General features: G+C 51.0%; 10 protein-coding genes. 1 reads left to right on the forward strand and 9 read right to left on the reverse strand.

Annotated elements, in window-relative coordinates; translation table 11 throughout:
• Positions 1-33: 33 nt before the first annotated feature.
• Both BUA40_RS03665 and BUA40_RS03670 read right to left on the reverse strand, forming a co-directional pair.
• Entirely contained in the window at positions 34-2,859 is a 2,826-nt protein-coding gene (locus tag BUA40_RS03665; protein WP_072798494.1) for a type IA DNA topoisomerase, read from the reverse strand.
• Positions 2,856-3,398: a hypothetical protein gene (locus BUA40_RS03670; protein WP_143149683.1), complete on the reverse strand. Its 543-nt coding sequence runs from the start codon at positions 3,396-3,398 to the stop codon at positions 2,856-2,858. Before BUA40_RS03670 ends, BUA40_RS03665 begins: the two co-directional genes overlap by 4 nt.
• 301 nt (positions 3,399-3,699) lie before the next feature.
• Between BUA40_RS03670 and BUA40_RS03675 the strand changes: the two genes are divergently transcribed.
• Positions 3,700-6,498 (forward strand): fibro-slime domain-containing protein, encoded by a 2,799-nt coding sequence (locus tag BUA40_RS03675; RefSeq protein WP_072798499.1) that lies wholly within the window; start codon positions 3,700-3,702, stop codon positions 6,496-6,498.
• A 95-nt stretch (positions 6,499-6,593) separates the two neighbouring features.
• Here the strand turns inward: BUA40_RS03675 and BUA40_RS03680 are convergent, their stop codons facing one another.
• Genes BUA40_RS03680 through rplS form a run of 7 tightly spaced genes read right to left on the reverse strand, consistent with a single transcriptional unit; the run spans position 6,594 to position 12,606 of the window.
• Complete coding sequence (locus tag BUA40_RS03680) at positions 6,594-7,895, reverse strand: tRNA (N(6)-L-threonylcarbamoyladenosine(37)-C(2))-methylthiotransferase (RefSeq protein ID WP_072798502.1); 1,302 nt, start codon at positions 7,893-7,895, stop codon at positions 6,594-6,596.
• Positions 7,896-7,911: 16 nt separating this feature from the next.
• Positions 7,912-9,417, reverse strand: a complete 1,506-nt coding sequence (locus BUA40_RS03685) for a SpoIID/LytB domain-containing protein (protein WP_072798504.1) — start codon at positions 9,415-9,417, stop codon at positions 7,912-7,914.
• A gap of 17 nt (positions 9,418-9,434) precedes the next feature.
• A complete protein-coding gene (gene def, locus BUA40_RS03690; protein ID WP_072798506.1) occupies positions 9,435-9,974 on the reverse strand; it encodes a peptide deformylase in 540 nt (179 codons plus the stop codon).
• A gap of 10 nt (positions 9,975-9,984) precedes the next feature.
• On the reverse strand, positions 9,985-10,362 hold the full coding sequence (yajC, locus tag BUA40_RS03695; protein WP_083585254.1) for a preprotein translocase subunit YajC: 378 nt from the start codon (positions 10,360-10,362) through the stop codon (positions 9,985-9,987).
• 52 nt (positions 10,363-10,414) lie between these two features.
• Positions 10,415-11,323 carry a Crp/Fnr family transcriptional regulator gene (locus BUA40_RS03700; protein ID WP_072798509.1) on the reverse strand — a complete coding sequence of 303 codons (909 nt, stop codon included), beginning with the start codon at positions 11,321-11,323 and terminating at the stop codon, positions 10,415-10,417.
• Positions 11,320-12,237: a cyclic nucleotide-binding domain-containing protein gene (locus tag BUA40_RS03705; protein WP_072798511.1), complete on the reverse strand. Its 918-nt coding sequence runs from the start codon at positions 12,235-12,237 to the stop codon at positions 11,320-11,322. The genes BUA40_RS03700 and BUA40_RS03705 overlap by 4 nt, the downstream gene beginning before the upstream one ends.
• Positions 12,238-12,258: 21 nt before the next feature.
• Positions 12,259-12,606, reverse strand: coding sequence for a 50S ribosomal protein L19 (gene rplS, locus BUA40_RS03710; protein WP_072798513.1), 348 nt, complete (start codon positions 12,604-12,606; stop codon positions 12,259-12,261).
• Positions 12,607-12,612 lie beyond the last annotated feature (6 nt).

Raw genomic sequence — 12,612 nt, forward strand, 5'->3', positions numbered from 1 at the left:
CATGCCCGCGAAGGCGGGCATCTCCTTTTTTACTTAAGGCTTTTTCGTTTCAATGACTTCGACGGTTAATTTGTTGAAGGCGAGTTTGCCGCCGTCGCGGATTTCAAGTGCGGCGCGGAAGGTCGTGTCATTTTTCTTGAATGGTTCAAGAACCGGCGTGAGTTTGTTCTTAAGCAATCCTTCGACTTCTTCGTCGGTGAATTTACGCTGGTAAAACACTTGGGGAATGCCAAAGCCACATTGCGGGTTCATGCACACGTAAGCGGCGTGTGTGGCCTCGTTTGCGCCTTGGCCCGATGTCCCGCTGCGGAAACGTAGCTGATCGCCGCAAATGGGGCAGGGAAGGTTCCTGTGCAAGAATTCAAAGACGGTGCGGCCCTTGTCGGCGCCTTCGCCCCACTTAAGGCTTGCGGCGAATTCGGAGCCCTTCTTGCTTTTGAAATCTTGAATCAGGGGCGTGCGTCCGTTGGTAAAGAGTTCGCTTATTTCAGCGGCGGTAAGCGTGTGTCCAGCGACGGTTTTGAATAATGTGAATTTGCAATCGACGCCGTCAGTTGCATTGGCGCAGAATAGTGCGTTCTTATTTTCTTCGAGGGTGGCGCCGCAGAGCGGGCACTTATATTCCGTCTTTTGTCCGTGGAATTTGCCGTCGCTTTCGAATTCAAACTGAATGTTGAAATCCTTATCAACCGAAAGCTTTGCTGAAAATTCGGTGCCTTTCTTGCTTTTGAATCCGGCGAGGGGGCCGACATGACCTTCGGCAAGGAGAGTCTTCATTTCGGAATGAGAAAGCATCTTGCCTGCCTGGGTGTGCCCAATCTTGAATCCGCATTCGGCTTTGGGGCACACGTAGCCCCAAGGGGCTACTTCGAGCGCGCTTCCACATTTCGGGCAGGGGATCGCTTCGGTCACGGTTTCGCGCTCGAACTGGCAGCCGTATCGCGCATGCAAATCGGCGAACAGCTGCTTCACGTATTCAACGATTCCGTCGCGGAATTCTACGGGCGTAAGCGTTCCTTTTTCGACCTGCGAAAGTTTGTATTCCCATTCGCCGGTCATTTCCGGGGATTTCACTTTTTCGTCCATCAACGCGATGACTTCGCGCCCGCGGGCGGTACTCACCAGGTAATTCTTTTGCGCCTCGATAAAGCCGCGTTTCTTGAGGGTTTCGATAATGCCTGCTTGTGTTGCCGGCGTACCCAAGCCACGGTCTTTCATGGCTTCGGCAAGTTCTTCGTTTTCGATTTGCTTACCGGCGGTTTTCATTGCGGCAAGGAGTGTCGCCTCGGTGTAGTATTTGGGCTTGCTCTTCTTTTTCTTTTGCAATTCTACACTGTCAAAAGGAGCGCTGTCGCCGACATTCCATTCAGGGAAAACTTCAACCAGGTTTGTAATTTCGTCGCTGTCGCCTTTGCCCTCGGCGGCTGTTGCGTTTCCATCTTCCGAGCCGGAATCAGCTTTCTTCTTTTTCTTTCCCTTCGTATCTTCTTTGACGAGTGCGCGGAATCCTAAATCTTCATTCCGCTTGAGCTTTAATCGGAATAATTCTCTCGTCTCTCGTCTCTCGTCTTTCGTCTCAAGAATCACCTCCATTTCATCCCACACGTACGGCTTCAGCCACGCCTGTACAAAGCGTTCCTTGGCTAGGTCGTAAATCTTTTGCTCCATTTCGGGCAAATCGTTCGGAGCTTCGCCGGTGGGGATAATGGCAAAGTGGTCGGTCACCTTGCTGGAATTGATGAATACGAAATTTTCGTCAAAGCTACGGAAAATTTTTTGTTGCTCGGGTGTCGCCAATTTTTGCGCGAGGGCGAATGCCTCCTGCTTCATGGTATCGGGCAGGTACTGCGAATCGGTACGCGGGTAAGTCAGCAATTTCTTTTCGTACAGATTCTGGGCGCAATCCAAAACTTGCTGGGCGCTGTATTTAAAACGCTTGTTGCCTTCTTTCTGCAATTCGGTCAAATCGAAGGGCTTTTGTGGAAATTGCTTTTTCTGCTGGGTGTCGATTTTGGCAATTGCGGCTTCTGTCGGCGGGTTGCATCGTGCCACCACCGCATTCGCTTCCGCCTCTTTTTCAAAGACGGCTACTTTGAGAGTTGGCGTATTTTTTGCAGCATCTCTCTCGTCTTTCGCCTCTCGTCTCTCGTCTAACACATATTGAGCTTGATACCCTTTCCATGTGCCTACGACGCTGTAGTAAAACAGTTCCTTGAATTGCTCCACGATGGTGTCGCGTTCTACAATCAAGTTGAGTGTAGGCGTTTGCACACGGCCTACTGAAATCATCTTGCCGCGGCCTGCCGTAAGCGTATAGGCGCGTGTCGCGTTCAGGCCCACCATCCAGTCGGCGCGTTGGCGCAGTCTTGCTGCATAACTCAAGTTGAGACGCTGGGTGGCATCTTCCAAGTTTTTCCAAGCCTTGTCCAAGTCTTTGGCGACATAGCTGTTCACCCACAGGCGCTTAATCGTCTTTTGCTTGAAGGCGGGGGTGTAATCGAGCACCAGGTCAAAAATCAAATTACCTTCGCGACCGGCATCCGCGCCGTTCACCAGAACATCGGCCTGTTCCATCATTTGACGCACCACATTCAGCTGCTTCTTGGTGCTCTCGATTTCCATGAGCCGGAATTTTTCGGGCAATAGGGGCAAGTTCGAAAGTCGCCAGCCGCCTTCAAAACCGGGGTAGGCGTCGAGCGGGGCGAGCGTAATCAAGTGACCCACGCACCAAGTGATGCAGTGGTTCTTACCTATCAGACAGCCGTCGCCTTGGGTGAACTTTTCACCTTCCAACCGCTCCAGCATAGGGCGGTAATGTTGGTTTGCGACAGACGGTTTTTCGGCGACAAGCAGGATCACGATTCAACGTCCACTTGCAAAAGGTCTTTTTCCCAGGCTTCCTTGGCGGTGCGCAATTTTTTGAGCGACTCTTCGTCGGCTCCGCTTTGGTCGCGCAGGTCCATCAGGTCGCGGTATCCCTGGGCGAGTTGCTTTGCCTTGGGGTAATCCTGAACTAGGGACTCTAGTTCGTTTAAAATGGCCTGGTCCGAGTAAAGGCGGGCGACTCCTTCCAAAGAGTGCAAGATGTAGTCTTCGAATCGATTTTCTTGCTTGGCGAGTTTTGCCTCTTCGAATTCCAGGGGCTTAATTTTGTCGATCCATTCGGCTTCGGCGGTAAAGAGCTCGTTGTCTTCGGCAAGGGCGTCTTTGCGACGGCTCAATTCCAGTTGTTTTTTCAAGAAGGGCTTGTAGGACTCGATGTCGATATTCGTGCCTTGTTTGTCGCCGAATTCCTTCAGGTTCTGCAAATTGGTTGTCGTAGGGTTGTTCAAAAGGCATTCCTTTAGGACCGAAAGTTGGTCTTTGGCGGGAAGCTTCTTGAAAGATTCGCTTTTCATGCTCACATCTTTGATTTTTAACCAAAAAATGCGCAAAAGCACCAGCGTCATTACGATTGTGAAAAGGGTTGAAAGGCTCATTCTGTGCCACTATTTAGAAATTTAAGAGGGCCTGTGGAAAAATTGAACAGGAATGTTCCGCTAGGAAGCAAAAAATAAGTGTTTTAGGGCACGAAGTTCCCGCAAATGGCTTGTTTAAAGGATTTTTCACAATAAAAAAGTTAATAAATTGAAAAAAAAGGTGTATATTTAGGGGGGTATACTTTAAACCTATATTATTAGGTAAGGTGATTGGATTATTATGAAATTGAATGCTGTTAAGCGTATTGCACTTGGTGCGACTATTTTTGGACTTGTTGGGGCAGTGACCTCGCAGGCTGTGGTTGAGGATAACCAGAGAGAATTGGATATCATTATCCGCGACTTCCCTGTGACTCACCAAGACTTCGAAAACTTCCAGGAAGAAGCCCATAACAGTATTGTTAACGGCGGAAAAAAGAGTGGTGGCAGGACCATCGGCAGGTATCCGGATACTTGGCATGCCTCCTATACAAGCAATACGGAATGGGCGACTCGCCGTAGTAACGAAGATATTTTTGGTTGCGGAAATACGCAGACTCCGCAATACGGTATTGCAGTTGGCGTAGAAGGTTACCCCCATGACATAGCGAGTGCAAGCGGTGCTACCTCTACCGTTCCTGATTATATCAAAACGGTGACGGACCCGACTGGTTTCGCCTGGTATGGCGAATTTAAGGATTGTACCAAGGATGCTAAGTGGAACCCCCTTGGCCTTCAGGTGATGCGAGGTCTGGTTTCGGACTTGTGCTCCGATGCTTCTGGCTCTTGGGCTGCAAACTTGTCTGACGATAAGAAAAATTGCTCGGGTACAAAAGTTTGTAAGACCCATTCCTGGTCCCAGATCGTTTATACGACTCCGGGCATGGTGGAACAGAGGTTGATTTTCCCGCCTGATCCCAATGACTGCGATCCGAACGACCCGACCAAGTGCGCTCTTGACATATACGAGCCTGTCATTACGAAGGCAAGGTCTGCTTGCGATAACGAATATTTTGCCCAGTGGTATTCCGATGCTAAGGACGCCTTTGGTAACGAAGTCAATAAGCGTACGAATACGACTTTGATTCTGGATCAGGATCCGCAAGATGGCCGTTATTTTGAAATTGACAAGAACTGGAACAATGGTGGTTACTTCCCGTTGGATAGTATCACGGACGACGGTCAGTTCCAGTGGGTTTCTCAGAAACTGATGTTCCCGAACCAGTATGGTCCTCAGAGCCTCTCGATTTTCTGCCCGCCTTACGATTACCAGTGGGCTGATACCCAGACGGACTTTATGGGCGACAATACTGAGGCCCTTTGTAATGCTTGGAAGTCTGCCGGTGGCCCCAGAAGTCCAACCGCAGCCTCCGATGTTGCTGTGTCCTCTGGAAAGATGGGCCTTCGCCACTTGCGTAACTATGGCTTTACCATGATGGGCGTTGCCAAGTTCAAGTACAAGAAGGGTAAAGGTGAAGTCTTTAAGTTCACCGGTGACGATGACATGTGGATCTTTGTGGACGGTGTGCTGGTGGTTGACCTGGGTGGTACTCACCTTGCTGCTTCCGGTACTGCCAATATGGACTACTTGGCTGCCAATGGACATGGTTGCCATCCGGGTGATCCGATGCTTGACTCCTGCGGTTTGAAGCTCGATAACGAAGGCTGGATTGATGACTCCTGGCACTATCTGCACTTCTTCTATGCTGACCGTCAGTCCGATGGTTCTAACCTGCGTATCCGCAGCTCCCTTTCTGAACTTGCTCCGTCTCGCTACGGTCAGCCCGCTATCGGTAGCGTGCTTGCCAAGTTGGACTCCAACGGCAACCAGACGGTGACTATGTTCTTGAATACGACTCTGGACGCTACGACTATTCAAAACATTGCGACATTTGGTTCAACGCAACCTACGATTATTGTGATGCGTACGGAAACTGACCCGGCAACGGGCGCCAAGACGATCAAGACCTATGGCTACTATGTAACCAGCATTGAACAGGGCGCCAGCATGGGTTCTGCCGGTGTGCAGTATACCTTTACGGGTGTCTTGATGGATGAAAATGGTCAGCCTGCTGCGAATCCGATTATCGTGGGTGGCGACAAGATTGCATTCAACTCGCCCACAGATACGGAATTCTTGAATAGTGATGAATATAAGATCCAAAAGGCTGACTATGCTGCTCAGGGCATTGACGAAGCAACTTGGGATGCCTTGATGAGATGGAACTCTAAGATGACGTTCAAGGTGACTTCTGCTTCCGGTAAGCCCGTGGTCGGTTATCCGGATACTCCGGAAGATTGGCCGGGTGCAGAATTCAAGGCTCCGACACAGGGCTCTCCCTTCGTGATGGACTCTGCCATTGTTCGTCCGGACTTCACCAACCAGGCAACCGTGCTTACCACTATTGCCGAAAACAAGGGTGGCGAACTCCCGCTGGATTACACGGCTGACCTCTTGTTCACCTCTGTGCCGAGTGGCGTGGGTAAGAACAATAACCCGCTCGCTTTGACCAACGATGAAAAGAAGATTTTCTCGGCGACGACTTTAGATGGTTCTACCAGCGCAACGACTACCGCTTATGTGGGCGGTCAGGAATCTGCAACTTCGATGTGCTACTCGAACGGCGTTGAAAGCTGCTTCAGTGTGTCTTACCCGGTGATGGGCCCGTTCCGCATTAACGTTCGCGTGTTCGACCATCTGGGTCACTTTGTGAGCCAGTATCAGAAGAGCATGAACGAAGAAGAACTTCATAAGGCATTGGCCGGCAAGGGTGGTAACGTTGCTGGCGTCGATGAAGCTGGCTGCGATACCAAGCTGTATGGTGAAACGGGTGCAGGCTTTATCACGATCAAGATGTATCCGGTGTCCCAGAACGGTAGAACCGTTGCAACGGGTCCTTACATCTATCAGGTGACCTTTGTTCAGGAAGCCTACACGGCTTGCATTAAGGAAGGCTCTTCTGCTTGGCCGCACACGATTTACTACTCTCGTACGTCGGAAACTTACAGACGAGGCTATAAGCGCGCTAAGGTGAAGTAGTAGACGCTTTGCAAAAAATTTAAAGCCTCGGCGATGCCGGGGCTTTTTCGTATTTATTCTCGAATAGGCGATGGGTGTGCGAGGTGAAATGTTGATTAGTTAATGCGGCCGATAAGGGCGAAGGGTTCGGCGTCGGTAATGGAGACGGCGAATCGTTCGCCCGGAAGTAACGGCTTGTCGCTTGTGATGGCGACGGGGCGGTAGGCGGCGTTTCGGGCGATGTAGGTGCCCTTGCGGTAGCCGGGCTTTTCGATGACCACGGTTTCGGTTTGGCCCACCCAGCGGGCGTTATTTTCGGTTGCGATGCGTTGGAAGGCTTCGGCAAGGGCGGCAGAACGAATATGCTTGACTTCGTCGGGAACGGCGCCGGCCATGTTGTAGGCGGGCGTGTTCGGGCGTGCTACAAATCGGGTGATGTTGCAGACAGTCGGACGAGTCTTTTGCAGGACACTTAGAGTGTCTTGGAAGTCTTGTTCCGATTCTCCGGGGAAACCTACAATCATATCTGTACTCAAGGTGAATAGCGGAAAATTCTTGTTGAAGGTTTCGGCTAAATCGATGTAGTCTTGCGCGTTGTGCTTACGGTTCATTGCCTTAAGAACGGAGTCGCTGCCGCTTTGAACGGGCAGGTGAATGAACTTGTAGACGCGTTCGTCCTTAAAGCATTCCAGCAAAGGATCGATGTATTGCTGCATGTGCCGCGGGTTTCCCATGCCAAGACGCATCTTGTAGTTGCCGGGAACTTCTGCTAGAATTTGCTGCACCAGTTCGGCAAGGTTGGTTCCGGTGTCGAAGCCGTAACAGCCACAGTCTTGACCGGTCAGCTGAATTTCGATGCAGCCGTCGCTTACAAGGCTTTTTACTTGTTGCACGATGTCTGCGGCGGGGTAGCTGTGCAAACGGCCCTTGACGAGCCTTGTAGAGCAATAGGCGCACGCGTCGAGACAACCTTCTTCGATGTTGACTATCCCCACCAGCGACGACTCCCGCAACGTGTCCCGCCCAACGTCACCCTGAACGTCATCCTGAACTTGGTTCAGGATCAGCTTTTCCTTCTTAAGCTCGTTTAGTGATGTGAATACAACCTTCTCCGTTATCTTCGCGACTTCTTCTCTAAAGTCCTTCGGTGCGCACCCTGTAATGAACAACTTTGCTTCGGGAACATAGCTTAAGGCTTCACGCAGCAGCTTGAGCGCTCCTGCGTTCCCTTTGACAGTACAAACGTTTAGTACGAAGGCATCGGGCATTTCCGCTTCATTGCCGCTTGCAGTTTCTTTGGGCATTCCAAAGACGACACGGTAATCGTCTGCGAATATTCGGGCGATTTTTTCACCATCGCCAAAGTTGGCTGCGCAACCTTGGCTAATGACGGCAAGTAACGGCTTTGCGACGTTCATTAAATGGACCTCGCGTTTACCGTTCGAATTTTTCCAGAGTGATTCCCTGGTAGTAATGACTCAAAATTTCTTGGTAGCTCTGGCCGGCCTGGGCACGAGCCCGCACTCCCATTTGGCACATGCCCACGCCATGTCCGAATCCTGTACCGGTAAGGACCCATTCCTTGCCTTCTTTTTTGATGGTAAAGAAAGAGGAGGGTAGGATGGTGCCGGCTTTTTTGAACAGCCAGCGGGTGCGATCGGTCAATACGTCGAAATAGCCTTTGTCGGTTTCGACGCGGAGTGTCATGATGCGGCCGCTTTTCAGCTTGTCCTTGATTTTGATGGATTTGACTTTCTTGAAGTCTTTTCCGGTTGCGGTGCTAAAAGTCGCTTTCGCTTCAACGGCGTTCGCCTTGAAAAGCTTGACGATTTCTTTGTTTGCAAAACGGCGTTCCCATTTGATATAGCTGGATTCATCGCACCAAGGCTTGCCATTGGGGCGCTTGTCCGGTTTGCTTTGCAGGTAGGGAACATCAGGGCGGTTCCAAGTGGCAAGCGTTTCTGTAACGCCGCCACAAGTGGAATGGTAGTAGGCGATAATGAATTCGCCGTCATAAGTCATGACCACGCCTGCAGTCGCCTTGACTGCCGCATCGGTCAAGGGAGTTGCCGATTCTAGGCCCTTGTAAACCTGGTCCTTGGTGTCTGCGAAAACGTCAAAGCCCATGGATTCGCGGCTGTTGAAATGCTTGTAGGCGTAGGTGCGAGCAGCCACGGCTTGGGCCTTCAGGGCTTCTATGCGGCTGGAATCCAACTTTCCGATTTCGTAGGGAATGACGCCTCGCAAGTAGTCTTCTACATCCACCGAATTGATAGCATCGAGCTTGCCGTTGGTGGTGCGGAACATGATGCTTCCGGGGTAGCAGGCCTTGCCGAGACTCTTCTTGTCTGCAGCGACTGCAAGGCATCCGCCATCTTCGCTGTTGAATTCGTGAGCGATGTCTTCAGTAGAATTTCCGTCGGCTTCGAATCGCACCATTTTGCCGTGCGGAGTGACGTGTACCGTTTCGCCTTGGTACTTGAGGTAGAGCTCTTTTACGCCGGTGTAAATTCCTACGCGAAGCGGACGGTCCAAATCTTCAGGAATCTGATGCGCCTTAAACGCCGCCGGCTTATCCCCGTCATCCTGACCTTGCCCCCTTACGTCATCCTGAACTTGTTTCAGAATCGGCTTTTTCCCTTGAACAGCCTTTTCTTTCTGAGCCGGCTTCTTCTCTTCAGGGATCGGCGGCAAGTAGCTTTCGGCAATGTCTTTTGCAGACTTGTTTTTGACGGGGAGAGGCTTTGCAGGAGCTTCGCTTGTTGTCTCGGTAGTCGTCGCCTCAATCGGGGCGAAATTGACGGGAACATCAGTAATGTCTTCGGCGTTGGCTGGCACTTCCGCTTTTTGCACATCATCGGGTAAATCGAAATCGTCGTCTGCAAATGCAGACGAGATCCCGAGTGTAAAAGCAAAAATCAGTGGAAGCTTAAAAGACATTACTTGAGTAATGATTGTTAGTGCTTCTTCAGTTTTGCTTGAGTTTCCTTAGCCATTTTCTTCAGCTTGGACTGATTCATGGTACGGTCTGCCGTCGAAATCTTGTCGACAAACAGGTCACCGTTCAGATGGTCCGTTTCATGCTGAATGCAACGCCCAAAGAGCCCGTCGCAATTATGAATTTCTTGGGGTTCGCCATTGATATCAAAGAAACGGACGCACACCTTGTCGGGGCGAATCACGTTGCAGAAGATATCGGGCACCGAAAGGCAGCCTTCGTCGTAGGGAACCGGCTTTGCATCGGGTTCAGCTTCCCATTCGGGGTTGAACATGATGTAGGGACGCGGATCTTCTTCGCCAGGAATGGCCGTGTCGATTACCACAAGGCGGATGTTCTTGCCGATCTGCGGAGCGGCAAGGCCACAGCCCGGAGCATCGTACATGGTTTCGAGCATGTCCTTTGCAAGCTGTCGCAATTCGGGAGTGATTTCGGTGATGGGCTCGCATTTTTTGCGGAGCACCGGGTCACCGTATGTCTTGATTTCCAGAAGTGCCATCGGCTAATCCTTACTTCTTTTCTTCGGTCTTTGCCGGAGCTGCAGTTTCAGCGTTCAGTACGCGGAGAATGGCGGACTTTTCAAAATCGATAATGGTAGTAGAACCGGTGCGCACAGAAACGGTGGTGCTGGTTTCGTCGATGTTGGTGACAGTACCGATGATACCGGCGGTGGTAATCACCTTGTCGCCCTTCTTGAGGGCCTTGCGCATTTCTTCCATCTTCTTCATTTCCTTATTCTTCGGACGAATGAAGAACAGCCACATCACCACGAACAAGAGAATGAGCGGCAAAAAGCTGCCAATGGCGCTCGGTTGCTGTTCGGGAGCGGCTTCTTCGGCGAAGGCGGCAATGGAGGAAAGGGTCACGAGAAGTGCAGAAAGTTTCATAATTTTACCTGCTAGGGGTTAATTGATTTTACGGGTCTAAAGATAGAAAATTTTAGACCAGCTTCTTGTCGAGTAACGGGTAAATGCGGTTCAGTTCCATCAAATCGAGGATGGTGTCGAAATCGCCAGAGAAAGACGGTATGGCTTCGATTTCGGGAAGGACGCTTCCGTCTCCAAGGGAAATGGCTGAACTCAGTAGCTTGCGTTCCAAAAGCGGGAACAGGGTGCGAGTGGTGAGCGTGGCGCCGAACATAGCTCGCTTGGCGACCTTCAACAATGCTTCCGTCTTGACGGTGAACGTCCCGTTATTGAGAGGTTCCTTGCTCTGCTGCACGGTCTTGATGACGGCGTTTAAAACCATCTGCTCGGTCATCGAAAGAATCTGCGGAGGCGTTTTCTTGTAGCGTGCGCGGTAGAGAATGGAATCGTACAGGAGATGAACTACGTTCGTATTCTTGACGTGAACCTGTGTGCCTTGAATCTTCAGAATTTCGAGGTCTTCAAGAATCTGCAAAAGATCGTTGACGCAATCTTTTGAAATGTTGAAAAGGTTATGAACGCTTTCAACGATGTCTGCAATAGAGTTGTCCGCTTCCAGAACGTAAAGCAGGCTGGGGAGCGCTTTGATCTTGTCGCTCTTGCGCTTGTTTTCGCCTGCAATCTGGAGCCTGCCCGTGAGGAACGTGATGATGGATTTGAACCAGGCGGGTTCCTGCTCCAACGATTCGTCCAAGGCGTCGGGCGTGATTTCGATCAGCTCGCAGTCTTCGGTGGCGGTAATCGTTTCAGTGTAGGGTTCTTTCTTAAGGAACGCCAATTCGCCGATCAAGGCGCCCGGGCCATAGGTGTTGATGGCGGTGCCGAGAGAACTCTTGCCTTGCAGTTCGCCGTCGCGAACCACGTAAAGGTTTTCGCCGGGATCCCCTTCGCGAAATAAAATCTGTCCTTCTTCAAGCGTCATAGCACCCCTCGAATGTTGGTCTCGTAGCGTAACGCCTTCAAGAAATATTGGACTTTGGTAATGTGAATTTTGAACCGGTCGCAATCGGGATCGTTCGGGTCCGCTTTCACGAACCACTGGATTTGCAACAAATTAATCCATTGCGAAACGTCTGCGTCGGGGAATTTTTCGTGGATGAAAGCAATCCAGTCGGGACCAGTCTTTTCGGGAGCGCCTTCCATGGTAGACAAAAAGACAAGAATCTTTTTCTGGACAAAGCTCAACTTGTAAGGAGCGAAGCCCGATTCGGTTTCTTGAGCCCGGATGTAGTCTGTAAAGATATGCAGCAGTTCCGGATCGATAATTCGGCAGAACACGCGCCCGTTCTTTTGCGAAAGCTTGATCAAGTGCCTACGTAAAAGCGACTTGAAATCTTCTTGTGCGGCCGTGGTCGAAATCTTGGTCAAGAAAGAGAATTCGCGAAGCAGTTCGGCCAGGTTGAAGTCAATATCGCTGGGCTTGTGGCTCAAGTATTCGGCGAGGCTCTTGAGGGTGTTCCTGACGCGGGTCTCTACTGCGGCGCGCTTTAGCAGGTGGGTCTTTGCCGAAAGATTTCGGATCAAAGCCAAAAGCCAGAGGGGGAGCCGCTTGAGTTCCGATTCCATGCATTCTTCGGTTACCACTGTGATCTTGGAATCCTTGCCTGCCGAAAGTTCGTACTTGAAGGGTTCACGTTCCAGTAGGGCGGCTACACCGACCAGGTCACCCGGTCGCATGGTAAAGACGACGGAATAGGGAGGCGTCGTTTCGCGGGCGACAAGTTCGCCTTCTTCGAGTATGATAATGCTTCGATTTTCGCTCTTGGGCGAATAAACAACAAAACCCGCCTTTACGCTTTGATGCGTAGGCGGGATTAATTGTTGACGCGAGGTCATATTCCTCGAGTGTAAAGCTGATTAAGCCTGACGTTCGTCGATACGTGCAGCCTTACCGCGGAGGTCGCGCATGTAGTAAATGCGAGACTGGCGAACCTTACCGGCGCGGTCGAGTACGATGGAGTCGATGCGGGGGGAGTGGAGCGGGAAAATACGTTCCACGGCCACGCTGCCGGACATCTTGCGAACGGTAAGAGTTGCAGAAATACCGGAGTTCTTCTTCTGGATCACGACGCCCTTGAACGGCTGGATACGTTCCTTGGTGCCTTCGATCACCTTCACGTTCACGGTGACGGTATCGCCAGCGCGGAGTTCAGGAAGGTCGGTCTTCAAGTTTTCGTTATGGATTGCTTCAATGTTCAGGGACATTTGTGT

Origin of the sequence: Fibrobacter sp. UWT2 (assembly GCF_900142545.1) — a bacterium.
Lineage (GTDB): Bacteria > Fibrobacterota > Fibrobacteria > Fibrobacterales > Fibrobacteraceae > Fibrobacter.